The organism is Senegalimassilia sp. (assembly GCF_977052095.1).
In genome coordinates this window covers 825-27605 of sequence record NZ_CDRSTZ010000024.1, presented here as the reverse complement: position 1 = coordinate 27605, position 26781 = coordinate 825, and the positions used below count along the sequence as shown (strand labels likewise).

Here is a 26781-nt window from a genome sequence, read left to right as displayed (position 1 = left end):
CAATAGCTGCGCGGATGGCAGGCGCATCCGCCGCATCAAAACGATACGACACCGTCTGCGGCTGGGTCTCGTTGCCCGCCCGCGCCTGCTCGACGCGCACGAACACGCACTCCACCTGGGAATACCCCTGCTGCAACACCGCAAGCGCATAGCACGTTGCCTGCAGCAGATGCTTGTTGTGCAGCGCTTCGGCAGATTCTCCAGCCGTTCCGCCGGTCTTGTAGTCCACTACCAACGCCGTACCCGCCGGTGCGGTAAGCACACCCGACGCCGCAACGCGGGCAAGCAAGTCGATTTCGCCCTCAAGGAATGCCGGGGCCGCGGCGCTTCCCACCTGCAAGAAGAACGGCACTTCTGCGCGCGCGTCTTCGCACGCTGCAACGCGTGCAGCCACATCGCTGGCGAACCACCGCTCAAGCGCCGCATCCAAGCGGGCACGTTGCGCAGCCGTCAGGCCGCACGAACGCTCAAGCGCATGCTGACGAGCCGCGTCGGGACGCTCAAGCGCGCACCCCGGACGCCATGCCAGCACTGCCAGCTGCGCCAACCGGTGAAACGCTGTGCCCAAATCCGTTGCAGCGTCAGCATCTTTCGCGGTCAGCGACGCAGCGTCTTGCTCATCTTCGGCATCCCCGAAAACACCGGCGCCGTCATTCCGAGCGTCACTACAAGTAACGTCCCCGCTCGACGCATCGGCACTTGACGCATTCATGCCCGGATCAACCGCAACCGCCTCGTCCTCATCGCTTTCCACCGACAAATCGTCGAATGCGCCATGCCCCTCGGCAATGGACGAGTAGCTGAACACTCCTGCGCGATTGGGCGCGAACATCTTCCCGCGCTGCGGCTCGTAAGGCGGCACCGCCAAAATATCGATAGCCGAAGCAGACTGCGCATTGCCAGCCCATTCATCAGGCAAAACGCCATCAATCGCATCGTCATCAGCTGCGCACGCTTCGCGTGCGGAAGCTTTTTCCGCACGCGGCACTGCGCCAACAACGCAAGCAGCTTCAACGCTCTGCGCTGCAGCCGCGCACGCTTCGCCTACAGCAGCGTTTTCCGCACTCGCCTTCTCGCCACCGCAGGCATCATCAACGCCATGCACCGCACACGCGGCAGCTTCAGCACCCGCCGCTTGACGCCGCCCCAGCAGCTGATCAACGTTTTCCGCCGACGCGTGCACGCATTCAACGCGTGCGGGACGTTCGCCGCCGAAGTCGAACATGCTCACGCCCGGCTCGAAGCAGCAGCCCGCGCCCGCAAGCGCCGACTCCACATCGCCCCAGCAGCCCTTCGACAGCCCCGTCGGGTTGTCCTTCGTGGCTTTTCCGCGCATGGAAAGCACCAGCGCCTCTTTCGCGCGCGTCAGCGCCACGTACAGCAGGCGTCGCGCCTCGGCCGCCTCGCCGCGGCCTTCATGCAGCATGATGGCCGCACGACGGTCGGCCGGCGTTGCCGCACGCGTGACCATTTCGGCCAGCTCGTTTTCGTCGAACTCGGAAAACGGCTGATAAGCGCTGCTTTTTGCCACCAGCGACGACGTTTTCTCGCGCAGCCGCTCCAGCGTGCGCCCACCATCAAGCGACACGTACGTGCGCCCTGCAACCGTCGCGCTCTCAAGCGCCGAAGAGCGCGCGGAGTCGTCGCGCAGCTCGGCCACGGCCACAATGGGAAACTCCAGGCCCTTGCTGGCGTGCACCGTCATGATGCGCACGAAATCGCCGCCTTCGGCAGACAGCGCACCCGGCGCCTCTTTCGCCAGCTCAACGCGAAGCGCCAGCTTGGCGGCCACACTCGCCGGCCCCTTTGCGCCATCGGCCTCGATATCGCGCGCCATGCGAATGGCCTTGTACACGTTGCCCGCGCGCGCCACGCCCTCGGGGCCGGCGGCTTCAAGGCGCGCCAGCCACCCCGAGTCGGCCACGATGCCCGCCATGATGTCGGCAAGCGGCACGTTACCCACCTGCTCGGATGCCCGACGCATCAAGTGCGCGCACGCCACCAGCGGCGCCGACACGTCGCGCCCCGCGGCAACCTTGCGCTCCACGCTGCGGAACCCCTGGTCAAACGCACGCCTGCGCGGAATGCCGCGCTCATCGTCGAAGCCGGTGGACAGCTCCAGCAAATCATCGGCCGAAAGCGCGAACAGCTCGCTCGACAGCACCTCGAACAACGCCGACGTCCATTTCAGGTTCGCCACGGCCTGCGCCAAGCGCACCATCAGCGCCACCTCCGGCGCTCGGTTGAAAATGGAACCGCCCGCCACCACGCACGGCAGCCCTTCGGCACGCAGCGCCGCGGCATAATCGTTCGCACGGCTCATGCCGCCCAGCAGCACCACCATGTCGCTGTACGCATGTCCCGCCGCGGCGTATTCCGCAAACGTACGCGCAACGCGCCGCGCCGCAATCGCGGTTGCCTCGTCGGTGGAAACCCCGCGGTACGGCACGCAGGTAACCTGCACCTCAACGCGCGGCCCATCCGGCAAAAACGGCCGCTTGACCCGCGATTCTGCGCGTCCCGGCGCAAGCGACATGAAGCCAGCGCCGAACACCTGCGGCTGCGCGAACACGCGGTCGCACAGCGCCAACACATCGCGGTGGCTGCGGAAGTTGTCGGGCAGCTCGATGACGCCCTGCGCATTGCGCGCGCGCACGTCCTCCAAATGCCGGCGGTACACCGACACGTCCGCCCCGCGGAACCGATAGATGCTCTGCTGCGCGTCGCCAACGGTGCACATGCGCGAGAAGCCCTCGCCCGCCATGCGCTTGATCATGTCCACCTGCAGCTGGTCGGTGTCTTGGAACTCGTCCACCATCACCAGCTTGAAGCGGTTCGCATACGCCGCCTCAATAGCAGGGAAATCGCGAAACGCCCGTGCCGTGAACGCCAGCAGGTCGTTGTTGTCCAAAAGCCCCGCCTCGCGTTTGCGGCGCGCAAACGCCTGGGCCACCAGCCGCGCTAAGGCAACCAGCGTGTCCAGGTGCCCCGCAGCCAAGCCCGCACGCGCCTGAGCAGCGCACGCGAAGTACTGTTCGGCCAGCTCAGCCGCCTGTTCGCCATAGGGCGTGTTCTTGCCGAAATTGCGCCCAGGCACCGGAAAGGCGTTCATGGCCGCAAGCGCGCGCTCGTACGTCAACGCATCGGCAGCCCCCGACGTTATGAGTTCCTGCGCGCCGTCGAGCGCCTCTTGCGTGGCGCCTAAGAACTTGTCGCGCGTAGCACCCGGCTTCACGCCTTCTGCCAGGCAAAACGCCGTTTGCGCCACGTCGCACAGCTGCGAAAGCAGCGCCACCGGGCCTGTTGCGGCCGGCGGCAGCGCCAAGGCCGCCATGCCATCGGGATGCGCCGACGACGCTTCCACCAGCTCGCGCACCATGCCCTCCACCGAAGCCGTGCACGGCCCCGCAGAGCGCACAGCGAACTCCGAGAACAGCGCATCAAGGCGCGCAGGTTCGATGCCTTGTGCAACCGACACCAAGTCATCCCGGCCGCCAAGCACCTCTTCAAGCGACGCGTCAAGCAGCGTTTTCACCGTTGCCTCGTCCGCCACGGTAAACGCCGGGTCGATGCCCAGCTCAAGCGCGTGCGCGCGCAAAATCCGCGAGCACATGCCGTGAATGGTGGACACCCACGCGTCGTCTACCTTCAACGCCTGCTCGGTCATGCCTCCCGCGCGCAAAGCCCCCTTCACGCGCGATTTAATCTCGCCGGCGGCCTTCGACGTGAACGTGATGGCCAGCACCTGGCCGATATCGTCGATAAAACCGCTTTCCAGCGCATGCACGATGCGCCTGGTCAGCGTATATGTTTTGCCGCTACCCGCTCCCGCGCTCACCGCAAGGGGCGCGTCAAGCGTGTTCACGCACGCCGCCTGCCCAGCAGTCAAAGCCATGAGGCTACCCCTTCCTCTTCGAGCACGATGAAACCGGACACCACTTGCATGCCTCGGGCGTGGCCGGCCGCGGCTCGATATCGCCCGCCAGCATCCTCTCAAGCGCCGCTGCCACCGCTTCTTCCGTCTCGTCCAGCACGTCGGCAAACGGCCGATCGGCGCACATGCAATCCTTGTGCTTCATGTTCGGCAGATGCGCGTTTTCCAACACGCGGCCATCGTAAGCGCCCGTAGCCCGCTTCACGCGGCCATAGCACACGTACAGCGCGCCCACAGGATCAAGGCCCAGCGTGCGGCGCACCACCTGCGCATAGATAAGCGCCTGGACCTTGCCCAGGTGCCCCTGCTCGCGCACCGCCAGCGCATACGCACCCGACAACGAGCCCTTGTAGTCAATGACCACGCAGCGCCCGTCCCCATCAACGTCGATGCGGTCGGCCGTCCCCAGCAGCTTCTGCCCCGCGTACTCAACCGCGCCGCCGGCCGCCACATCGTATTCCAGATACGCCGGCCAAAACGTAGGCAGCAGCTGCGCTTCGTAATCCAAGTACGCCATCAGCTTGGCCTCAAGCTCGGCCAGCTCGCGCCGCTCCATCTCGCTGGTGGGAATCAAGCGGTTCACCGACGTGCGCAAATGCGGCTGCAGCGCCTTGTGCCGCGCAAGCACATCGGCCATCAGCTCGCGAGCCTGCGCCATGTTCTCGGCCGTCACCTCGCACTGCCCCAAATCCTCGGCGAAGTGCTTGTAGAAGCTATGCAGCACGTTGTGCGCAAAATCGCCCATCTCAAGCGGCCCGAAGCCCTCGTCCAAATCGTCAAGCCGCAGCCTTCGCTGCGCGAACCATTTGTACGGGCACTCCAGATAGCTTTCAATCTGCGACGGCGACAGGCACGGTTCGCGCAGCACCTCGCCGCCCTGCAGCACGCGCGGCAACACCACCAGCTGGCGCGCCGCCTTGGACAACGCCCCGGTAACAGGTGCAGCAACACGTGCCGCCACCTGCGGTTTCGCGCCCAGCATGCGGTTTTCGCACAGCGCATCCTCGCCACGCAGCAGCATGCCTTCCTGCAAAGCGGCAGGAAGCGAGTACACGTTGTCGATGTCGTCGGTTGCCGTCAGGTCCGCGCGATAACAATCGATGAACTCCTCCAGCACCGCGCACGCATACGTCGGTTCCGCCGACGCGTCGTTCAAGCTGCGCTCCAACACCAGCTCGCGCAGCGGCGCATGCTCCAGCGCGAAGAACGCCCTGCGCTGCCGCGCCAGCGCCGAATCCGTGCGGCCGATGCCCAGCTTCTCAAGCAGCGCGCTTGCCGCGGTTTCCCGATCTGCCGCAGGATACGCCGCGCTTGTCAGATCCGCAGCCACCAGCACCTCGCACGCACCGCGCCCCAACGCGGCAGCATCCTCTTGGCCGGCAATCAACACATCAGGGTACGGAAGGCCCGCAGCAGCAACCCCGCGCGGGGCAACGATGCGCGAAACGTCCACCTGCGCGCGTTCGAGCAGCTCAAACGCCGCTGCCGGCGCCAATCCCGCAAGCTTGGCCGCGCTTGCAACGCGATCTGCCGCCGAAAGCGCCGCAAGCTGCTCGGCGCGCCACGCCTCCGATCGGTTCGTCATGCGATGCACCGCAGCAACAAGCTCGGCGATGCCTTGCGCATCAAGCTGCGCGGCAACGCGCTCCATCGACGCGAACGCGGAGCTTTCCCGCCCTAGACGCTCGCGCACGGCCTGGCGATCGATCGACCGGTCCGCACGCATGTCGGCATCAAGCGCGAACGCTGCCTTCCTCGAAAGCCCCGAAAACGGCGACAAGGCCCAATCGGCCAGGTCAGCGCGACACCAGCGCTCAACATCGCACGCAGCGATATCGCCATAGCCCGCAATATGCGCCGTCCCCGATTCCGCGCAAGAAAACCGCCGCAGCGAAAGCAGCGCGCGCCCGAAATCAGTGTCGACGAACCGCCGACGCCCGCGCAGCGCAACCGCCAGCCCCTCACGCGAAAGTTCCGTCGCCACCTGCTCGAACAGCAGAGCCGGATTACTCGCAGCAACCACCACCCGAGCCGCAAAAGGCACATCGTGCCCTGCGCCCGCGCGTCCGTCGTCATCAACCGCAGCACGCACGATGTCGGCCAGCAACGCCGGCCACGCATACTGCCCCGACGGAAACGCGAACCTCACGCGCACACCCTCTGGAGCGCGAACCGGCCCCTCGTTGCCGCCCGCTGCATGCACCGTCACGTCAAGCGAACCACACGCAGCGAAAAACGCCTGTTGAGCAGCGGAAAGCGGTGCAGCATCCTCAAACAGCACCCGCACGGAACGCGCAGGCAATGCAGGCGCAAGCTCAGCCAACGCGCAGCCATATTCCACCAATCCCAGCTCTTCCAAACGCGCATAATAGGCCGCAACCAAGCGCAGCACCTGCACCTCGGCAGCCCCCACGCCCGCAAGCACACCTTCACCAGCATCAGCAACGGCAGCCTCGAACGCAGGCAACCCCGCCGCCTCGGCAACGCAGGCGGCCGCCACGCGGTCAAGCCCGCAAGCGCAACTTTGCTCGCCGTCGCACAGCACGCGCAGCAACGCCTCGCGCTGCAAACGCGAGGCAATAGCCCTGCCATCGCCGTACAGCTCCCACAAATCGGCAACCCACGCTTCAAACGTCGACACCGTCACGCCGAACAGCGCATCGCCCCTTGTGGCAGCGGCTTTTCGATACGCCACCGCCTGACCCATGGTCGGCAGCAGCACCACATCATATGCATTCATAGTATCCATGCCCACCATTCTATCGCACACCCAATTGCCCATCTGTACCACGCAAAGGACTCACAGCAACTTTTCCGCCCAATTCCTCTCTCAGCAACCAAAAAGGCCGGCCGCCCAAACGGACGACCGGCCCTAGCAAGCATCAGCCTACCACGCGCAAGCGAATCCTATTCGCCGTCGTACATGGCCTTCAGGCGCTCCAAGTGCGCATAGCGCTCGATGGCAGCCTGCTCGTTGCGCACGAACAGCTCGTCGGCGCGCTCGGGGAACTCGCGCGTCAAGCGGCTGTAGCGAGCCTCGTTCATGAGGAACTCCTGGTAGCCGCCCGCCGGCTCCTTGCTGTCCAGCGTGAACTTCTTGCCCGCAGCACCCTCGGGGTTGAAGCGGAACAGGTTCCAGTACCCGCAGTCCACGGCCTTCTTCATCTCGGTCTGGCAGTTGGCCATGCCGCCCTTGATGGAGTGCATCTCGCACGGCGAGTACGCGATGATCAGCGACGGGCCGTGATACGCCTCGGCCTCGTTGATGGCCTTGAGCGTCTGCGCGGGCTTCGCACCCATGGCAACCTGCGCCACGTACACGTAGCCGTACGCCATGGCAATCTCAGCCAGCGACTTCTTCTTGATGTCCTTGCCCGCAGCAGCGAACTGGGCAACCTGGCCGATGTTGGAAGCCTTCGAAGCCTGACCGCCGGTGTTGGAGTACACCTCGGTGTCGAACACGAAGATGTTGACGTCCTCGCCGGATGCCAGCACGTGGTCGAGTCCGCCGTAGCCGATGTCGTAAGCCCAACCGTCGCCACCGAAGATCCAGATGGACTTCTTGGCCAGGTACTCCTTGTGGTCAAGGATGCGCTGAGCAGCCTCGGCAACTTCGCCTTCGCCTGCGGCCACAGCCGGCAGCGCGGCAATCAGCGCATCGGCGGCAGCACGGCTGGCGGCCTTGTCCTCGCGGGCGTCAAGCCACGCCTGGGCAACCTCGGCAGCTTCAGCACCGGCATCGATGATGACCTGCGCCTCAGCGGCCAGCATGTTGTTCACGGCCTCGTAGCCAAGCAGCATGCCCATGCCGTGCTCGGCGTTGTCCTCGAACAGGCTGTTCGACCACGCCGGGCCATGGCCCTGCTTGTTGACAGTGTACGGGCTGGTGGCAGCCGGGCCGCCCCAAATGGACGAGCAGCCGGTGGCGTTGGAGATGTACATATGGTCGCCGAACAGCTGCGTGATCAGGCGCGCATACGCCGTTTGAGCGCAACCCGCGCACGCGCCGCTGAACTCAAGCAGCGGCTGCTTGAACTGGCTGCCACGCAGCGTGGTGTCCTCGATCTGCGGCTTGTCGACAACGTCGTTGACGCAGTAGTCAAACACGTCCTGCTGAGCAAGCTCGCCCTCAACGCCCACCATCTCAAGGGCGTCGGCCGGGCAGGCCTTCACGCACACGCCGCAACCCATGCAGTCAAGCGGGCTGATGGCCAGCGTGTACTTCAGATCCTTGACCTTGCCCTTCATAGGCAGCACGGTCATGGCCTCGGGGCCGGCGGCAACTTCCTCATCGGTCAGGCCGAACGGGCGGATGCAGGCATGCGGGCACACGAACGAGCAGCTGTTGCACTCGGTGCAGCTTTCAGCGTTCCACTTCGCCACGCTTACGGACACGCCGCGCTTCTCGTAGGCGGCAGCGCCCTGCTCCCACTGGCCGTCGGCGTAATCAACGAACGTGGAAACCGGCAGCGAGTCGCCGGCCATGCGGCCAACGGGCTGCATAACCTCGCGCACCTGCTTGACCAGCTCGGGGCGGCCCTTCAGCTGCTCGGGCTCGGCGCTATCAACGGCGTCGGCCCACGAAGCCGGCACGTCAACCTTCACGAACGCCGTGGCGCCCGCGTCGATGGCGCGATGGTTCATGTCCACCACGTCCTGGCCCTTCTTCAGGTAGGACTTCGTGGCGGCGTCCTTCATGTACTTCAGCGCGTCTTCAGCCGGCAGGATGTTGGCCAGCGCGAAGAACGCAGACTGCAGAATGGTGTTCGTGCGCTTGCCCATGCCCAGCTCAACGGCCAGGTCGATGGCGTTGATGGTGTACAGCTGCACGTTGTTGGCCGCGATGTAGCGCTTCGCCTCGGCCGACAGGTGGTGCTCCAGCTCCTCGGGCGTCCACTGACAGTTGATCAGGAACGCGCCGCCGGGCTTCACATCGTTGACGATCGGGAAGTTCTTCGTGATGTAGCTGGGGTTGTGGCACGCCACGAAGTCAGCCTTATTAATATAGTAGCTGCTGCGGATAGGCGCATCGCCGAAGCGCAGGTGGCTGACCGTCACGCCGCCGGTCTTCTTCGAGTCGTACTGGAAGTAGGCCTGCACGTACTTGTCGGTGTGGTCGCCGATGATCTTGACGGAGTTCTTGTTCGCGCCAACGGTGCCGTCGCCGCCAAGGCCCCAGAACTTGCACTCGATGGTGCCCGGTGCTGCCGTGTTCGGCGCAGCCGGGTCCTCGGGAAGCGAAAGGCCCGTCACGTCGTCGACGATGCCGATGGTGAACTCGCTGCGCGGCTCGTCCTTGGCCAGCTCGGTGTATATGGCGAACACGGACGCGGGCGGCGTGTCCTTGCTGCCCAGGCCGTAGCGGCCGCCGGTCACCGTGATGCCGGTGCGGCCTTCCACCATGAGCGCGTTCACCACGTCCAGGTACAGCGGGTCGCGCGCGCCCGGCTCCTTCGTGCGGTCAAGCACGGCAAGCTTCGTGCACGTCTCGGGCAGCGCCTCGGAGAACTTCGCGGTGACGAACGGACGGTACAGGCGCACCTTCACCAGGCCGACCTTCTCGCCCTGGGCCACCAGGTAGTCGATAACTTCCTCTGCAACGTCGCAGATGGAGCCCATGGCCACGATGACGCGGTCGGCGTCGGGCGCGCCGTAGTAGTTGAACAGCTTGTAGTCGGTGCCCAGCTTGGCGTTGACCTTGTCCATGTACTCTTCCACCACGGCCGGCAGCGCGTCGTACACGCCGTTGCACGCCTCGCGGTTCTGGAAGAAGATGTCGCCGTTCTCATGGCTGCCACGCATGCGCGGACGCTCGGGGTTCAGCGCATGGTCGCGAAACGCCTTCACGGCGTCGAAATCGCACATATCGGCCAGGTCGGCGTAATCCCACACGGCAACTTTCTGCACCTCGTGCGACGTGCGGAAACCGTCGAAGAAGTTCAAAAACGGCACGCGGCCCTTGATGGCGGCCAAGTGCGCCACGGCGGACAGGTCCATGACCTCCTGGACGTTGCCCTCGGCCAGCATGGCGAAGCCGGTCTGGCGGCAGGCCATAACGTCGGAGTGGTCGCCGAAGATGTTCAGCGCGTGCGTGGAAACGGTGCGGGCGCTCACGTGGAACACGCTGGGCAGCTGCTCGGCTGCGATCTTGTACATGTTCGGGATCATGAGCAGAAGGCCCTGGGAAGCCGTGTACGTGGTGGTCAGCGCGCCGGCTGCCAGCGAGCCGTGCACCGCGCCCGCCGCGCCGCCTTCGGACTGCATCTCGCACACTTTGACCTTCGTGCCGAAAACGTTCTTCCTACCGGCTGCGGACCACTGGTCGACCAAGTCGGCCATGGGGCTTGAGGGCGTGATCGGGTAAATGCCGGCAACTTCCGTGAACGCATACGAGACGTGCGCTGCGGCGGTGTTGCCGTCCATCGACTTGAATTCTCTCGTCATTTCTTCTCCTAAGCTTGCCCGCAATGTGCGCGGATCGAAAGCATCGTCTGGCCGTACGCTGATGCATATTAACAGTCTTGCGAATCCCGAAAAACCCGGGCGGCGTGAAGTTTTGATTTCGGGCCGCCCCGGTTCGGCAAGCGGTCTCGTAGGGTTTCCAACCTACCGTCCACCGGCTGGGTCAACCGTTCGCCCCTTCTATTCAACCGCTCGCCGCGCATCGGCAAAACCCCAGGTCGCCGCTCATGCGGGCATTTGCTTGTAACGGAAAAGTTAAACGTTTACCAGTCCTTTATTTTCCGTGGCTAATCATCCATAATGGTCATCGTTTGCTGTTTGCGCATGTGCGCTTGGGCACATGCCAAGCTCGGGGCAAACCCGCCCCGAATACTGAACGGAGGGAATCCATGGAACAGCAGTCTTCTCTGTCTCGCCGCACTTTCCTGGCAGGCAGCGCCGTGGCCGCCGCAACGGCCGGCCTGGCACTGACCGGTTGCGGCAGCAACAACTCCTCTTCTTCCACCGACACGGCGAAGAAGGATAGCGGCACCGCCGCAGCGGGCGGCACCCTCACCGGTGCATGCGCCTACAGCTCCACGAACGTCAACCCCATCGGCAACAGCTCCGCTCTGATGCTGGCCGCCACGTGGCACGTGTTCGAGGGCCTCTACGACATGGACCTGCACACCTACAAGACCTACAACGCGCTGGCAGCCGCCAAGCCCACGAAGGTCTCCGACACCGAGTACGAGGTTGCCCTGCGCGACGGCGCCAAGTTCTCCGACGGCACCGACGTCACCGCAGCCGACGTGGTGAACGCCTTCGAGCTGAACATGGCCGACGCCACCTACGGCGCGTTCCTGGAGTTCATCGACTCCGTCGCCAAGAAGGACGACAAGACCGTCACCTTCACGCTGAAGTACCCCTTCGAGAGCCTGCTTGAGGGCCGCCTGTCCGTCGTGAAGGTCTTCCCCGCCTCCCAGACCACCGATGACCTGAAGACGGCTCCTATCGGTTCTGGCCCCTGGAAGTACGACAAGATCAACGGCGACGACCAGGGCTCCATCGAGTTCCTCCCCAACGAGTACTACAACGGCGAGTACAAGGCCACGGCCGACGCCATGCACTGGGACGTGCTGCTTGACGACACCTCCCGCACCACGGCCCTGCAGGAGGGCTCCGTGCAGGTCATGGAGAACGTGCCGGACGCCAACGCCGACCAGCTGACGGCCGCCGGCGCTACCGTCGAGTACATCCAGGGCTTCAACCAGGCCTTCCTCATGTTCAACACGCAGAAGGCCCCCTTCAACGACAAGCGCGTGCGTCAGGCATTCTTCTACGCCATCGACGTTGACAAGCTTATCTCCAACGCCCTGAACGGCCATGCCGCCAAGGTCACGTCCTTCCTGCCCAAGGACCACAAGAACTACCACGAGGCCTCCACGGTCTACGCCTACGACAAGGACAAGGCCGCCTCGCTCATCAAGGAAGCGGGCGCCGAGGGCACGTCCCTTGAGCTCATGGTCAACAACAACTGGGTGAAGAACCTGGCTGCTCAGATCAAGAACGACCTGGATGCCATCGGACTGAACGTCACCATCAACGAGACGAAGATCGACTGGGCCAAGCTTGCTCCGTCCGACTCCGAGCTGCCCTACGACGTCATGCTGACGCCGGGCGACCCGACCTGCTTCGGCAACGACCCCGACCTGCTCATGTCCTGGTGGTACGGCGACAACGTGTGGACCAAGGGCCGCAGCTGCTGGCAGAAGGCCGGCGACGGCAAGTGGGAAGAGCTGGCTGCCCTCATGCAGCAGGCTCGCGAGGCCGATTCCTCCAAGCAGCAGGAGCTGTGGAACCAGTGCTTCGACATCATCGCCGAGGAAGCTCCGCTGTACCCGCTGTTCCATCGCGAGCTGGCCACCGGCTATCAGGCCGGCACCATCACCGGTTTCGAGCCCATCGCTACCACCGGTCTGGTGTTCCTGGGCGCTTCCGCCAAGGCGTAAGTCTTTTCGGCAAGCGGCGCAACCAGCCACATTTTCTCGACATGAAGGGCCGTTCCCTGCGGGGAACGGCCCTTTTTCCGTCATGAACGGCATATTCGTGTAAAACTATGCGCGCGTGCTGCGGTGATTGTTTCTTTTACCTATATAAGCGCGTAAATCTCCTATAAAATGCACTGTTGGCTGTTTGCACGCGGGCCGCTTCAAACGCGGTCGGCCGGCGTGCGAGCAGCTGGAAATATTGGACGAGAGTCAAAAGAGCGAAAGGAGGGTCTGGTGAGCAACCTTCTGCGATTGATCGGACGGCGCCTCATTGCGCTGCCCATCATGTTGTTCGGTGTCACCATCCTCGTGTTCCTCATCATGGCGCTTTCCCCTATCGACCAGGCATACCAGGTTCTGGGCGAAAACGCCACGGTGGAACAGGCAGACCAGTACCGCGAAGAGCATGGGCTGAACGACCCCGTGCTTGTGCAGTACGGCAATTACATGGTGGGGTTGTTCCAGGGTGACATGGGCACCTACGGAGCAAGCAACATGTCGGTGTCCGACCGTATCGGTTCGGCGCTGCCCGTTACCCTACAGCTAACGTTTATGGGCCTGATCATTGCGGTGATCTTCTCCACCATCCTCGGCGTGATATCGGCGTTGTATCGCGACCGATGGCCCGACCAAGTTATACGCGTGTTCTCCATCGCATGCATTGCCACCCCGTCGTTCTGGCTTGCCGTGCTGATGATTCTGTTGTTCTCTTCCATGCTGCACTGGTTGCCGGCATCCGGCGCGCTGCCCGATTTCACCACCGATCCCGGTGGATGGATCGCGCGTATGGCCATGCCCGCCGTGGCGCTGGCCATCCCGGTTACGGGCCAGATGACGCGCGTTATCCGCACGTCCATGGTTGAGGAACTGGACAAGGACTACGTGCGCACCGCCATCGGCGCCGGCATCCCGAAGAGCATCGTCGTTGCCCGCAACGTGCTGCGCAACGCGCTCATCACGCCGGTTACCGTACTCGGCCTGCGCATCGGCTACCTCATCGGCGGCGCCGTGGTTATCGAGGTCATCTTCAACCTCCCCGGCATGGGCGCTGCCATCATGTCCGGCATCCAGTCGAACTACGTCATGCTTGTTCAGGGCGTTGTTCTGGTGGTTGCCTTCACGTTCATCATCATCAACATCATCGTGGATATGCTTTATATCCTGATCGACCCTCGAATCAGGACGGTGTAGCATGGTTCAACTTCGTGGAAACCTTACCAAGAAGATGGAGGACAACGCCGGCAAGGTGCGCTTCAGGCATCTGAAGGCCATGACCGTCGGGTCCCGCATCTCCCTTATCGTGCTCTTGCTCGTTGCCATGATCGCCGTGCTGGCGAACATCATCGCGCCGCACGACCCCTATGAGATCTTCACCGCCCGCATGGCCCCCGATTCGCAGTTCCTGTTCGGTACTGACGACAAGGGCCGCGACGTGCTGTCGCGCATGATGTACGGCGCGCGCTACTCGCTGGTCATCGGCTTGGGCGCAACCGCGTTCGCCCTTGTGGCCGGCTCCATCGTCGGCGCCATCGCCGCCGTGTCGCGCAAGTGGGTCTCGGAAGTGATCATGCGCATCTGCGACATCATCATGTCCTTCCCCGGCATCGCCCTGGCTGCCACGTTCGTGCTGTCCTTCGGCGCATCCATCCCGTCGCTGATCTTCGCCATCGGCTTTTTGTACATCCCGCAGCTTGCCCGTATCGTGCGCGCGAACATCGTGTCCGAGTACGGTCAGGACTACGTGCGCGCCGTCATCGTCTCCGGTGCCCGCGCACCGTGGATCTTGATGAAGCACGTGGTGCGCAACTGCCTGGCTCCCGTCATGGTGTTCACCATCGTGCTCGTGGCCGACGCCATCGTGTTCGAGGCATCCCTGTCCTTCATCAGCGCCGGCATCCCCGAGCCTACCCCCACGTGGGGCAACATTCTGGCTGACGCCCGCAACGGCGTGCTGTCCGGTCGTTGGTGGCAGGCGCTGTTCCCGGGCCTGGCCATCATGATCACGGTTCTGTGCCTCAACATCCTGTCCGAGGGCATCACCGACGCCATGGCCGCTGCTCCTAAGGCTCCCGTTGCCGCCGACGACGCCGCTCTCAACGGCGAGCGCGAGGCTGACCGCCTTGTTGCCGACCCCACGCTTGCCTACAAGGCCCAGGCTGCCGAGCTTGAGCGCCGCCTGGCCACGCTGCGCGAGGTTGAGACCAAGCGCACCGACCGCTTCCCGGCGCACACCGACGTGCCGCCTATCCTGGAAGTGAAGGACCTGTGCATCAAGTTCCCGCGCCACGGCGACGTCAACGTCGTCGACCACGTCAGCTTCGTGGTGCGCCCGCGCCAGACCATGGGCCTGGTGGGCGAATCCGGCTGCGGCAAGTCCATCACCAGCCTTACCATCATGGGCCTGCTTGACCCGAAGGCGCAGATTTCCGGCCAGATCATGTACAACGGCCAGAACCTGCTTGACCTGAACCAGAAGCAGATGAACGCCCTGCGCGGCCGCGAGATCGCCATGATCTACCAGGACGCTCTGTCCTCGCTGAACCCGTCCATGCTCATCAAGGCCCAGATGAAGCAGCTCACGAAGCGCGGCGGCACCCGCAGCGCCGAGGAACTGCTTGAACTGGTAGGCCTTGACCCGAAGCGCACGCTCGACTCCTATCCGCACGAGCTTTCCGGCGGCCAGCGTCAGCGCGTGCTCATCGCCATGGCCCTGACGCGCGACCCGAAGCTCGTCATCGCCGACGAGCCCACCACCGCCCTTGACGTGACGGTGCAGAAGCAGGTTGTCGATTTGCTGAACCGCCTGCAGAAGGAACTCGGCTTCGCCATGGTGTTCGTCAGCCATGACCTGGCGCTGGTGGCCGAGGTGGCCAACTCCATCACGGTCATGTACGCCGGCCAGGTTGTTGAGCAGGGCCCGGTCAAGGACATCCTGTGCAGCCCCATTCACGAGTACACGCGCGGCCTTCTGGGCTCCGTGCTGTCCATCGAGGCGGGCACCGGCCGTCTGCATCAGGTTCCCGGCTCCGTGCCGTCCCCGAAGGACTTCCCCGAGGGCGACCGCTTCACGCCGCGTTCCAGCCACCCGGACAAGGTGTCGCCTATCCGCCCCATGCTCAAGCGCGTGAAGGGCACCGACCACTACTACGCCGAGCTGCCTGACAGCGAGCTGAAGCGTATCGGCATTACGCCGTATCTCGAAGGAGGTGAGCAGGCATGAGCGAAGTGACGAACAACGCTGCTGCCTCAAGCGAGCAGACCCCCATCATCTTCCTGGATGACATCCGCGTCACGTTCAAGACGCGTACCGGCTCTCTGCTGCACCCGAACAAGGTGCAGGCCGTCCGCGGCCTTACGCTGAAGCTGATGCCCGGCGAAACCATCGGCATCGTCGGTGAATCCGGCTGCGGCAAGTCCACCACCGCCAACGTCATGTGCGGCCTGCAGTCGCCCACGTCCGGCAAGGTGTACTTCAAGGGCCAGGACGTCACGAAGCGCACGGCCGACATGCGCAAAACCATCGGCCGCGTCATCTCCGTGGTGTTCCAGGACCCGGCAACGGCCCTGAACGCCCGCATGACCGTGCGCGACCAGCTGGCCGACCCCATGATCGTCCACAAGGTGGGCGACAAGGCTAGCCGTGCGAAGCGCGTCCGCGAGCTTATCGAGATGGTCGGCCTGCCGGAAAGCGTGCTTGACGCGCTGCCCGGCCAGATGTCCGGCGGCCAGCGCCAGCGCGTGGCTATCGCCCGTGCGCTTGCGCTCAAGCCCGACGCCATCATCGCCGACGAGCCCACGTCCGCTCTTGACGTGTCCGTGCGCGCTCAGATCCTGAACCTGCTTATGGACCTGAAGAAGGAGCTGGGCCTGTCCATGGTGTTCATCAGCCACGACATCCAGACCGTGCGCTATATCTCGGACCGCATCATCGTCATGAACGCGGGCCAGGCCGTCGAGCAAGGCACGGCCGCCGAGGTGTTCAACCACCCGAAGGACGACTACACGCGCCTGCTCCTCGGCGCCGCCCCGTCCCTCCTCCACCCCGACCTGGGCAAGTAAATCTGAGCATGAAAAAGCCCCCGCTTCGGCGGGGGCTTTTCTTTTTACAGAACCGAACGACCAGGAGCCCGTGTCTAGTGTCCAACAAAGCGAGTTCCGCACGAGCCAAAAGCCCCAGTGGGGCTTTTGTGCGAGCAGGACTGTCTGAGCGACTTGGATACCAGACACAGGCTCCGACCGGGATAGAAAAAGCCCCGTACAGGGCGGGGCTTCGCAATCTCGGGTTTACTTGCTTGCGGCTTCCACGAACCAGCTGGTGATGGACGTGGGGTGCGTGATGGCGGTGCCCACCACCACGGCCCAGGCGCCGGCGTCCATGGCGGCCTTCGCATCGGCCGGCGTATGCACGCGGCCTTCGCAAATGACCGGCTTGTCCGGGAACTCGGACACCGCCTGGCGCACCAGCGCCACGTCCGGGCCATCGGCCATGCCGCAGTCGATGGCGGCGCCGGGGTGCGACAACGTAGTGGACGCAATGTCGCAGCCGATGGCGAATGCGTGGCGGATATCCTCGATGGTGGCGCAGTCGGCCATCACCAGCACGCCCTCTTCCTTCAGCGGCAGCACCGTGTCCTCAAGCGTTTTGCCGTCCGGACGCGGACGATCAGTTGCGTCGACGGCAACGATATCGGCGCCGGCCATAACGCACGCACGCGCGTGGCGCAGCGTCGGCGTGATGTACACGCCCTCGTGGCCTTCCTTCCAGATGCCGACGACGGGCACTTCCGTGCGGCCCTTGATGGCCGCGATGTCGGACAGGCCCTGGCAGCGGATGCCGCCCGCGCCGCCCAGCTCGCACGCACGCGCCATCTGGGCCATCGTTTCCGGATGGCGCAGCGGCTCGCCCATGTACGCCTGGCAGCTGGCGATAACCTTGCCGCGCAATTGTTCGATGATGGGATTCATTTCCCCAACCTTTCCTATCGCGAAAGCGGGCGCGCCTGCGCTGCGCCCGCCCCTATGGTTTACAATCTATCCGTCTTAACGCTCAAGCTCCAGCGTGTCCAGCAGGTCTTCGGCAGCACCCACCAAAGGCGCATGGTCGCCCAGCTCAGCCGCCAGAATAGGCAGCCCGCGCTGCGCCGGCGGAATCTGACGCTCGAAACCTTCCTGCACGGCCGCACGCCAACGCGTGCCCGCCTTCGGCACCGAACCGCCGATGACCACCATGTCGGGGTCCAGCAGGTTCGTGATGCCCGCGATGGCCTCGCCTAACGCGATGCCCGCCTGCATGATGATGTGGTGCGCCAGCGGTTCGTCAGCCGCCGCACGACGCGAAACCTCGGCGCCGTCAACAGGCTCGCCGCCCGCTTCTGCATAGCGCGCCTCAATGCCGCTGCCGGAAGCCACCAGCTCCAAGTGCCCACTGCCGCCGCACACGCACGGGATGCCCACGGCCTGCGAACACGCGATGTGCCCGATTTCGCCTGCGAACCCATGGTTGCCGCGCACCAGCTTGCCGTGCGCGATTACCGCGCCGCCGATGCCCGTACCAGCGGCAATCATCATGCACGTCTGCGCACCGCGAGCCGCGCCCCAGCGTGCTTCGCCCAAGCCGTGAGCCTGCACATCGTTCAACACGGACACGGGCACCTCGCAGGATTCCTCCAAACGATCGCGCACCGGCTGGCCCGTCCATCCGGGCATAATCTCGTTCGCATAGGCAATTCCGCCTGTTTTGGCGTCCACGCGCCCCGCCGTGCTCACACCGATGCCCAACACGTCTTCGCGACGCGCGCGGGCTTCAGCAAGCAAGCTGTTGGCCATGTCGCACACGGTTACCAGCACCGGCCCTCCCCCGCGCTTCGCATCGGTGGGAATCTGACGCTCGTACACCACCTCGGGTGCCTGGCCGGCCTTCGCATAGCGCAGAAGCGCGCCGGCTATTTTGGTGCCGCCGATATCAAGCGCGGCAACAACAACGGGATACTCCATGCACCCCATCCCTTCTCTCGAAAACACACGCACCGAAATGGGACAAAGGGACAGTTCCATTGTCCCATTTCGCACATGCGACAATGGTACCTCAGCGGTTGTCTCCCCGCACCCGCCAGCCCCGAAAGTATGCCCAATCTGCGACAAGCCGAAACAGCAACCTCTTGTAGCGAGACAAAGGGACAGTCCCTTTGTCTCGCTACACGCAAGACGCAAAAAGCCGGTGCAGGCCAAATGGCTTGCACCGGCTTTTGAAAGCAACCGATTCGCTACTTGCGAATAGGAGCGTCGGCGTCCATGAGGCCAGCCTTCTTGATGACCTCGACGATGGCCGCCACGTCTTCACCCTCAAGCGCCTGCACGGGCTCGCGCATCTGGTTCGTGTTGAACACGCCCATCTGCCACAGCGCCGTCTTGAACGCGCCCACGCCGGCGCCGAAGCCGACGGTGGCCTTCACGACGCGCGTGAGGAACATGAGGCGAGCCAAGTGATCCTGCAGCTCCTTGACGCGGTTCCAATCGCCCGCCTGAGCGGCCTTCCACTGCTCCACGTAGCTGTAGGGGTCAAGGTTGGCCAGGCCCGGCACGCTGCCGTCAGCACCAGCCAGGTACGCGCCGTCGACGCACACCTCATGGCCGGTCAGCAGCTGCAGCGGATGGCCAGCGTCCTCGTTCTCCAGCACCAGCCAACGGAAGCTCACGTCGTCGCCGGAGGAGTCCTTCACGCCCTGCAGCACGCCGTCCTTGCCCAGACGCACCAGCATGGTGGGATCAAGCTTCGTGTGCACGCACACGGGCAGGTCGTAAGCGAACAGCGGCAGGTCCGTATGCTCGCGGATGGCGCGGAAATGGCGCTCGGTTTCCTTCGGGCCGCCCAGCGCATAGAACGGAGCGGTGGCAACCAGCGCGTCAACGCCGTAGCCCTTCGCGCGCTTGGCCTGGTCGACCACGCGCAGCGTTTCCATGTCGATGATGCCGGCCAGCACGGGCACGCGATGGTTCACGATGGCCACGGCCTCCTGCAGCACGTGATAGCGCTGCGCGTCGGTGAGGAACGCAACCTCGCCCGAGGAGCCCAGGAAGAACAGGCCGTCGACGCCAGCGTCGATCATGCGGTTGATGGAGCGCTCGAACGCCTCCAGGTCAAGCTGCTTCTTCTCGGTCAGCGGGATGACCACCGGGGGGATTACGCCGTGGAACGGAGAATCGGTCATGATAAGTACCTTGCCTCTTTCTTAGTGAGATGAGCAAACGATATGAGGATAGACGTGCAGGTAACGGTTCGTCAACGTGGGCGGGAAACCCTCACAAACAAAGGACGGACTTGGCCGTACGGTGCAGGATTTTCCGCGAACGGCGCAAGCGGGGGCACCAGTCGCCTCAGCCCAAAAACGCCCCAAAGCCGCCCGCGCAGGAAGCGGGCCCATTGGCCCGCTTCTGCCTATTGCCATTATCAACTGGGCTGCGACCCGTCTCCGCGACGCTGAGCACCAGGCACGCCCGCCCCCACGTCTACTTCAGCACGCGGCCGCGCAGCACCACGTGCTTGATGTTCAGATCGCGGTCGAGCACCACGGCGTCCCCCACGTACCCCGGGGCAATGGCGCCGCGCTCCCCTTCCAGGCCCAGCGCCCGCGCCGGGTTCACGCTGGCGGCCTTCACGGCGCTGATAAGCGGAATGCCCATGCGCTGTACCGCCGTGCGCATGCACGCCATGACGTCGGACACGCTGCCCGCCAGGCTGCCGTTGGCAATGGTGGCGCGGTTGCCGCGCACGGTGAACTGCTGGCCGCCCAGCTCGTATTCGCCATCGCCCAAACCGCAGGCGCGCAGGCTGTCGCTGATCAAAATCATACGGTCGTCGCCGAACAGCGCGAACGCCAGGCGTACCATGGCCGGATGGATGTGCACGCCGTCGGCGATGATCTCTGCCGTCACGTCGTTGCGCTCGGCGCCGGCGGCAATAGGGCCCGGGTCGCGATGATGCAGGCTGGGCATGGCGTTGTACAGGTGCGTCATATGCCGCGCACCCGCATCGAAGGCCGCGCACGCCGTATCGTAATCCGTGCACGTGTGCGCCACGGAAACGCGCACGTCGTGCGACACGCTGTGGATGAAATCCAGATTGCCCGGCTGCTCGGGCGCCACGTCCACCAGCTTGATAAGCCCGTGCGCCGCAGCCTGCAAGCGCGCAAATTCCTCCACAGACGCGCTGCGCACATACGCCGGGTTCTGCGCTCCCACCTTGTCGGGCGCAATGTAGGGGCCTTCCATATTGATGCCCACTATGCCCGCCTCGTCGTCCGCCGTCGCATGCTCGGCCACCGACGCCACAATCGGCGCCAAACGCTCCTCGGGCAGCGTCATAGTGGTCGGGCAAATAGCCGTCACGCCGCGCGACGCCTCGTAGCGCGCAATGGCTGCAATGCCCTCTTGCTCGGCATCGCAGAAATCATGCCCCATAGCGCCGTGGAAGTGCACGTCAATCAGGCCCGGAATCACATAGCAGCCCTGCGCGTCCACGTCGTGCGCGCCGGCCGAGCCCGTTGCACCCGCCGGCTCAACGCGCGCGAAACGGTCGCCTTCCACCACCACGTCGCGCTCGCGGAAGCACTGCCCATCGAACACCATGCCGTTGACAATTCGCATATCCCTTTTGCTCCTTTCACGAAAAAGGCTTTCCGATGACGGAAAGCCTTGCATTGTGTTTCTTGAAACCGACGAAGCGCCCCTACAGCAAAGAGCCAGCCTCAGCGTCCACCACCACGGTGACGTTGGGATGCAGCTGCAGAATGGACGCCGGCACCTGCGGGGTGACCGGGCCGAAGAACGCATCGCGCACAATCTGCGCCTTGTCCTGGCCGCTGGCAACCACCAGGATGGCACGCGCCTTCATGATGGTGCCGATGCCCATGGTGTACGCCTCGCGCGGCACATCGTCCACGGAATCGAACAGGCGGCTGTTCGCGTTAATGGTGCTTTCCGTCAGCTGCACCAGGTGCGTGCGAACCGGAAACTCGTCGCACGGCTCATTGAAGCCGATGTGGCCGTTGTGGCCCAAGCCCAGCAGCTGCAAATCGATGCCACCCGCTTCGCTGATAGCCTGCTCATAGCTTTCGCACGCCGCTTCCGCGTCGGGGTTGGCACCATCAGGCACGCTGGTGGCCTCAGGGTCGATGTCCACGTGGTCGAACAGGTTCTTCTGCATGAAGTAGCGATAGCTCTGGTCATGCTCGGGAGACAGCCCGCGATACTCGTCAAGGTTGAACGTGGTGGCCTGTTCGAAGCTGATACGGTCGTTCTGGAAGTCCTCGACCAGGTCGGCGTACAGGCCGATGGGCGTAGAACCCGTGGCCAGGCCTAGCGTAGACGTGGGATCAACCACCAGCTGCGCGGCAATCAGGTCGGCCGCACGGCGGCTCATGTCCTCATACGTCTCTTCGATGAACAGTTGCATGACTACCCTTTCTTGTTGAATCGCCTGAAATATGACTCACCTGTTGAACAGTCTTACGTTATCACGCTTGCGGCGCGTCTGCGCATTACGTCCAGAACAACACCGTTTCAATAATGTCTTGATACGACCAGGGGTAAATATCCGAGAACCAGCCGGTTTCGGGAATGAAGCACACCAGCGCACTGTACAGCATCGAAATGGACACCAGCACCAGCAGAACTTTCATAAGCAGCTGCTGCGTTTGCGTACCCGGGCGCAGATTCTCGTTCACGATGAACACTAGCAACACCACTGCCGCCAAGAACATGAAGCTGAAGTCGGCGAAGTAGCGCTGCAAGATACCGGCCATCTCCGCGTCCATGAGCGCTACCACCACGCCGCCGAACAGCAGCGCGATGATCACGCCCGCGATGGTGCGCGTGGAACGCGTCTTGAATCGCAGTTCCAAGATGCGCTTGGCAAACGGCAGCACCCACAGGATGGGCAGACACGCCAGCACGCCGCCGAACGTGATTTCCTTGATGGTTTGCCCCAGGTACGTGGTTTCAAACGGCGCCGCCTGCAGAAACGGGAACACGCCGGTGACGCTGGGCGGCTGCAAGAAATACGCGAACAGCGCCGGCGCCAAGCGGCCGATATTCCAGCCGCGCTTCGTCATATCGTTCACCGTCAGGTTGTAATTCGCGCCAAAATCGGTGAAGCTGCCGAAACGCGCATGGTTGTACAGCATCAACCCGGCGGCAACCACCACATACGGGGCCACCAGGCAACCGAATTCTACGGCACCGCGACGCGTAAGGATGCGGCGCTTCGTGATGTACTTGCGCCAGAACAGCGGGAACGCCACCAGCGACAACACGATCAGCTGCGGACGGCACCCAACCACCAGCGCCATGCACAAGCTGCCGCCTAAGTACCACCCGCATGGCCGCTCGGAGGCGCGCCCGCGCATCCACAGGTACAGACCCCACACCGAAAACGCCAAGCCAAGCGAAATGGGCAGCGAGTAGAACGTCGGGAACTTCAGCAGGTACAGAATGCCGCAGCATATGACCAGCGGTATTTGCAGCAGCAGGTACAGGCCGAGGCTGACGCGCTTGAAGTGATAGCGCGCAAAGCGATCAAGCAGCGCCGAGCAGCCCAGCACGAACATGATGATGGCGATCAGCACGCCGATTGCCGTGGGGAAGTTCGCGCCCGTCAGCAAATAGAACGGCAGGTAGAAGATAAGCACCGGCACCACGCCAAAGTACACGTAGTAGTGCCCATCATGGTATGCCACGTCGAACAGGTATTCCTCGCCCGTTTCCTTCTGTAGCTCATCGCGGGCGCCCTTGTCGTAGGGGTCGTCCATGTCCTGCAGCCATCGAGGCGGTTCCTCATCAAGGTACAGCTGACCGTGCGCCATGGCTTTTGCCAGCTCAGCATATTGCTGCGCGTTGTCGCCGCCAACCTTATACGTATTCGCAATGCTCACGCCATCCCACGACCCGGAGTTGTACGTACTGGTGGCAACGCCTACCAAGTTCGACCCCATGAACAGATACGAACTGAGCAGCACCACTTCAAGCGCCACGGCCGTGATGATGGCAGCTTTCGATTTACGAGGGTTCGACACAATGCCGATGCGGTACACGGCAGACTTCGGTCGCAGAATATACGCCAACGCCAGCAGGCCAAGCGTCAAAATGAAACGAGTTTGATTAAAGGTGAATGGTTCGCGCGCATTGATGGAAACATCGGACAGCAGCACCGGGTAGCTGATGTCCTCGCCGGTGATGGTGACCTTCAGGTTCGTCACCAAACCCGTGGTGTTCAGGTTGATGAACTCGCTTTGGTCGCACAGCGTGTTCACGTCCACATCGGGGACACCCACGGTATATTCCGTCGAATCGAAATACGTGCTATGCGCTTCGTCGGTGAACTGAATCTTCACCTTCAACTGCTGAGCAGGCTGCCGGTAATCGAAGTTCAGCCACAGATTATGCACTTCAGAGTTCAAGTCTTTGAACTCGATGACGTGGTTCACCTCCGTGACGCGATACTGATCGTCGGTGGTTTTCGTAAGCTCAAGACGGTTGTCCAAGTTCGTGGTGTGATACCCCGCCGTGCGGAAGTAGTTGATGTTGAACACGAACGTCTCAAGCAGCACGGCAATAAGCACCAGCACCGCCGCGCTTTTCAGCACGTGCTGGATCGTGGTGCCATGCTCAAGCATGAGCCTGCGGCTCCAATAGGATATGTTGTTGCGCATCGTAGGCATAATGCTTGAATTATACGGGATAACGAAAGGGAGGGGTACCGCTACCCCTCCCTTCTGAAGCAAATATGCACGTTATGCAGCAGATTTACAGGCCCAGCGCCTGCTTAACGTCCGCGTACACCACATCAACGTCGCGATCGCCGTCGATGGTGACCAGCAGGTCGCAGCCGCGATAGTAATCAATCAACGGGGCCGTGGACTTCTCGTACACGTCAAGACGGTTGCGCACCGTAGCCTCGTTGTCGTCGTCGCGCTGATACATCTCGCCGCCGCAAGCCGGGCACTGCGCGTCAGCGGCGGTGCCGATGTGGCCGCACTCCTTGCACATGCGACGCGAAGTCAGACGCTTCACGATAACCTCGAAGTCAACATCGATGAGCAGCGCTGCGTTCAGCGGGCGCTCAAGCTCGGCAAGCATGGTGTCAAGCGCCACAGCCTGCGTGGTGGTACGCGGGAAGCCGTCCAGGATAACGCCCTTTTCGGTGTCGGGCTGCTGGATGCGCTCTTTCATCAGGTCGATGATCAAATCGTCGGGAACAAGCTCGCCGGCGTCCATGAAGCCCTTGGCCTTCACGCCCAGCGGCGTTTGATTCTTAACGGCAGCGCGCAGGATATCACCCGTGGAAATATGGCACAGGCCGCAGTCCGCAACAAGCTTGGCTGCCTGCGTGCCCTTACCGGCGCCCGGGGCGCCCAGCAACACGATGTTCATACGTAGCAATCCTTTCGAGATATGCAGAGATAATGCCATCCCATGATAGCAAAAAGGGAGGGTCGTAAAGACCCTCCCTTCGGTAAAAGCACAACGAGCAAACTACTTGAAGAAGCCGTCGTAATTGTGCATCTTCAACTGGCTTTCAACCTTGCTCATGGTGTCAAGCGCAACGCCAATCATGATGAGGATGGACGTGCCGCCAAACGCCTGAATAAGCTGATTGCCGGTGAAGTAGAAAATGATGGTAGGCACCACGGCAATAACCGCGATGAAGATACCACCGGGCAACGTGACGCGATGCAGCACGTTCTTGATGTACGTGACCGTAGCAGAGCCAGGACGTACACCCGGGATAAAGCCACCCTGCTTGCGCAGGTTGTCCGCCGTTTCCTCCGGATTGAACACCATAGAGGTGTAGAAATACGCGAAGAACACGATGAGGACGATGGTCAGAATCCAGTTAACCCAACCCGTGGAAATGGCATCGGCGAACGCCGTCAGCCAACCCACGTTGAACAGCGCCGCAAGCTGAGCCGGGAAGTAGATCAGGCAGCTTGCGAAGATGATCGGGATAACGCCCGCGGCATTCACCTTCAGGGGAATGTACGTGGACTGGCCACCCATCATCTTGCGACCCTGCACGCGCTTGGCGTAGTTCACCGGAATGCGGCGCTGAGCACGCTCGATGAAGATGATCGCCGGGATGCACACCAGCACCACAGCCAGGATGAGCACCGTAATGGCAATGCCCATACCCGTGTCAGTGGTCAGGTTCACCGAAGAGAAGATGGCCGAAGGCACGCGGGACACGATGCTCACGAAGATGATGAGCGACATGCCGTTGCCAACGCCGCGCTGCGTGATAAGCTCGCCCATCCACATGATGAACGCAGTACCCGCCACCAGCGTGAACACGATGAGTACATCGGTGACAACCTCGGGAACCTGGTCAGTGAACACGACGCCGTATTGCGGCGACTTGAACAGCAGCAGGTAACCGATGGCGTTGATGAGGCCCAGGGCCAGCGTCAGGTAACGCGTGACCTGCGTGATGCGGCGACGACCGGTTTCGCCCTCTTTCGCCCAGCGGCCCACTGCGGGAATAACGCCTTGCATCAGCTGCATGATGATGGATGCGGTGATGTAAGGCATGATGCCCAGCGAGAAGACCGAGAAGTTCGACAGAGCACCACCGGTGAACAAGTCGAGCATGGTCATGGACACACCGGAATCCTGGAACGTGTTTGCGAACTCATGGAACGGGATGCCCGGTACCGGCACGTAGGCGCCGAAACGATAAAGCGCAAGGATGCCCAGCGTAAACAAAATCTTCTTGCGCAGCTCGGGAACCTTAAACGCGTCGATAAGAGAGCTTAGCAAGGCTCTTCGACCTTTCCACCAGCTGCCTCGATCTTCGCCTTAGCGGAGGCAGAAACCTTGTCAACCTTAACCGTCAGAGCCTTGGTGATGTCACCGTCGCCCAGAACCTTCACCAGAGCGTCCTCATGCTTGATGATGCCCTTGGCCTTCAGGGAAGCGCCGTCTACCACGTCGCCAGCCTCGAACTTCTCCTCCAGGCGGGAGACGTTCACGGGCAGGTACTCAACACGGTTGATGTTGCGGAAGCCGGGCAGCTTCGGAAGACGACGAGCCAGAGGAGTCTGGCCGCCCTCGAAGCCGGCGCCCTTGCCGCCACCGGAACGGGACTTCTGACCGTTCATACCACGGCCAGCGGTCTTGCCCTGGCCAGCAGCGTGGCCGCGGCCAACGCGCTTACGGTTCTTGCGGGAGCCTGCAGCAGGCTTCAGATCCTTCAATTCCATTGTTTTTCTCCTTTGAGATAGCTTTCTCCGGGCAGGTACCCGGCGCTGGCAGCTCGCCGCCAGCAAACTTCCAATACAGCCGATTGGCGCGCCGGAATCCGAC

16 protein-coding genes are annotated in these 26781 nt (G+C 63.0%); 4 read left to right on the top strand and 12 right to left on the bottom strand.

Features of this window, described 5'->3' with window-relative positions; translation table 11 throughout:
* The 3 genes from ACWI6D_RS05890 to nifJ all read right to left on the bottom strand — a co-directional run.
* Positions 1-3895 (bottom strand): UvrD-helicase domain-containing protein (locus ACWI6D_RS05890; protein WP_449134010.1); only part of this gene is annotated, 3895 nt, incomplete at its 3' end.
* 4 nt (positions 3896-3899) lie between these two features.
* The gene (locus ACWI6D_RS05885; RefSeq protein ID WP_449134009.1) at positions 3900-6683 is read right to left on the bottom strand and encodes a PD-(D/E)XK nuclease family protein; all 2784 of its coding nucleotides are present in this window, start codon (positions 6681-6683) and stop codon (positions 3900-3902) included.
* 158 nt (positions 6684-6841) lie between these two features.
* Complete coding sequence (gene nifJ, locus ACWI6D_RS05880) at positions 6842-10378, bottom strand: pyruvate:ferredoxin (flavodoxin) oxidoreductase (RefSeq protein WP_449134008.1); 3537 nt, start codon at positions 10376-10378, stop codon at positions 6842-6844.
* 407 nt (positions 10379-10785) lie between these two features.
* On the opposite strand from nifJ, the gene ACWI6D_RS05875 reads away from it, so the two are divergent.
* The 4 genes from ACWI6D_RS05875 to ACWI6D_RS05860 all read left to right on the top strand — a co-directional run bounded on the left by ACWI6D_RS05875 (position 10786) and on the right by ACWI6D_RS05860 (position 16485).
* On the top strand, positions 10786-12387 hold the full coding sequence (locus ACWI6D_RS05875; RefSeq protein WP_449134007.1) for an ABC transporter substrate-binding protein: 1602 nt from the start codon (positions 10786-10788) through the stop codon (positions 12385-12387).
* Positions 12388-12660: 273 nt separating this feature from the next.
* A complete protein-coding gene (locus tag ACWI6D_RS05870; protein ID WP_449134006.1) occupies positions 12661-13617 on the top strand; it encodes an ABC transporter permease in 957 nt (318 codons plus the stop codon).
* 1 nt (position 13618) lies between these two features.
* Positions 13619-15646, top strand: a complete 2028-nt coding sequence (locus ACWI6D_RS05865; protein WP_129423178.1) for a dipeptide/oligopeptide/nickel ABC transporter permease/ATP-binding protein — start codon at positions 13619-13621, stop codon at positions 15644-15646.
* Positions 15643-16485 (top strand): ABC transporter ATP-binding protein, encoded by an 843-nt coding sequence (locus ACWI6D_RS05860; protein WP_129423179.1) that lies wholly within the window; start codon positions 15643-15645, stop codon positions 16483-16485. Before ACWI6D_RS05865 ends, ACWI6D_RS05860 begins: the two co-directional genes overlap by 4 nt.
* 225 nt (positions 16486-16710) lie before the next feature.
* Here the strand turns inward: ACWI6D_RS05860 and ACWI6D_RS05855 are convergent, their stop codons facing one another.
* From ACWI6D_RS05855 to rplO, 9 genes are all read right to left on the bottom strand, one after another.
* A complete protein-coding gene (locus tag ACWI6D_RS05855) occupies positions 16711-17391 on the bottom strand; it encodes an N-acetylmannosamine-6-phosphate 2-epimerase (RefSeq protein WP_449134005.1) in 681 nt (226 codons plus the stop codon).
* A 75-nt stretch (positions 17392-17466) separates the two neighbouring features.
* Positions 17467-18420, bottom strand: a complete 954-nt coding sequence (locus ACWI6D_RS05850) for an ROK family protein (RefSeq protein ID WP_449134004.1) — start codon at positions 18418-18420, stop codon at positions 17467-17469.
* Between the two features lie 269 nt (positions 18421-18689).
* On the bottom strand, positions 18690-19634 hold the full coding sequence (locus ACWI6D_RS05845) for a dihydrodipicolinate synthase family protein (RefSeq protein ID WP_129423182.1): 945 nt from the start codon (positions 19632-19634) through the stop codon (positions 18690-18692).
* A gap of 298 nt (positions 19635-19932) precedes the next feature.
* Positions 19933-21069: an N-acetylglucosamine-6-phosphate deacetylase gene (nagA, locus tag ACWI6D_RS05840; protein ID WP_449134003.1), complete on the bottom strand. Its 1137-nt coding sequence runs from the start codon at positions 21067-21069 to the stop codon at positions 19933-19935.
* An 82-nt stretch (positions 21070-21151) separates the two neighbouring features.
* Positions 21152-21877 carry a glucosamine-6-phosphate deaminase gene (nagB, locus tag ACWI6D_RS05835; protein ID WP_129423184.1) on the bottom strand — a complete coding sequence of 242 codons (726 nt, stop codon included), beginning with the start codon at positions 21875-21877 and terminating at the stop codon, positions 21152-21154.
* Positions 21878-21962: 85 nt separating this feature from the next.
* Positions 21963-24131 (bottom strand): hypothetical protein, encoded by a 2169-nt coding sequence (locus ACWI6D_RS05830; RefSeq protein WP_449134002.1) that lies wholly within the window; start codon positions 24129-24131, stop codon positions 21963-21965.
* Between the two features lie 94 nt (positions 24132-24225).
* Positions 24226-24852 (bottom strand): adenylate kinase, encoded by a 627-nt coding sequence (locus ACWI6D_RS05825; RefSeq protein WP_449134001.1) that lies wholly within the window; start codon positions 24850-24852, stop codon positions 24226-24228.
* A gap of 102 nt (positions 24853-24954) precedes the next feature.
* Positions 24955-26235, bottom strand: a complete 1281-nt coding sequence (secY, locus tag ACWI6D_RS05820) for a preprotein translocase subunit SecY (RefSeq protein WP_129423187.1) — start codon at positions 26233-26235, stop codon at positions 24955-24957.
* On the bottom strand, positions 26229-26678 hold the full coding sequence (gene rplO / locus ACWI6D_RS05815) for a 50S ribosomal protein L15 (RefSeq protein WP_129423188.1): 450 nt from the start codon (positions 26676-26678) through the stop codon (positions 26229-26231). Before rplO ends, secY begins: the two co-directional genes overlap by 7 nt.
* Positions 26679-26781 lie beyond the last annotated feature (103 nt).

What these genes read in the sequence shown, in the direction of transcription:
- ACWI6D_RS05885 (WP_449134009.1), bottom strand. Translation starts at nt 6,683, where the DNA reads ATGGATACTATGAATGCATATGATGTGGTGCTGCTGCCGACCATGGGT.
- nifJ (WP_449134008.1), bottom strand. Translation starts at nt 10,378, where the DNA reads ATGACGAGAGAATTCAAGTCGATGGACGGCAACACCGCCGCAGCGCAC.
- ACWI6D_RS05875 (WP_449134007.1), top strand. Translation starts at nt 10,786, where the DNA reads ATGGAACAGCAGTCTTCTCTGTCTCGCCGCACTTTCCTGGCAGGCAGC.
- ACWI6D_RS05865 (WP_129423178.1), top strand. Translation starts at nt 13,619, where the DNA reads ATGGTTCAACTTCGTGGAAACCTTACCAAGAAGATGGAGGACAACGCC.
- ACWI6D_RS05860 (WP_129423179.1), top strand. Translation starts at nt 15,643, where the DNA reads ATGAGCGAAGTGACGAACAACGCTGCTGCCTCAAGCGAGCAGACCCCC.
- ACWI6D_RS05855 (WP_449134005.1), bottom strand. Translation starts at nt 17,391, where the DNA reads ATGAATCCCATCATCGAACAATTGCGCGGCAAGGTTATCGCCAGCTGC.
- ACWI6D_RS05850 (WP_449134004.1), bottom strand. Translation starts at nt 18,420, where the DNA reads ATGGAGTATCCCGTTGTTGTTGCCGCGCTTGATATCGGCGGCACCAAA.
- ACWI6D_RS05845 (WP_129423182.1), bottom strand. Translation starts at nt 19,634, where the DNA reads ATGACCGATTCTCCGTTCCACGGCGTAATCCCCCCGGTGGTCATCCCG.
- nagA (WP_449134003.1), bottom strand. Translation starts at nt 21,069, where the DNA reads ATGCGAATTGTCAACGGCATGGTGTTCGATGGGCAGTGCTTCCGCGAG.
- nagB (WP_129423184.1), bottom strand. Translation starts at nt 21,877, where the DNA reads ATGCAACTGTTCATCGAAGAGACGTATGAGGACATGAGCCGCCGTGCG.
- ACWI6D_RS05830 (WP_449134002.1), bottom strand. Translation starts at nt 24,131, where the DNA reads ATGCGCAACAACATATCCTATTGGAGCCGCAGGCTCATGCTTGAGCAT.
- ACWI6D_RS05825 (WP_449134001.1), bottom strand. Translation starts at nt 24,852, where the DNA reads ATGAACATCGTGTTGCTGGGCGCCCCGGGCGCCGGTAAGGGCACGCAG.
- rplO (WP_129423188.1), bottom strand. Translation starts at nt 26,678, where the DNA reads ATGGAATTGAAGGATCTGAAGCCTGCTGCAGGCTCCCGCAAGAACCGT.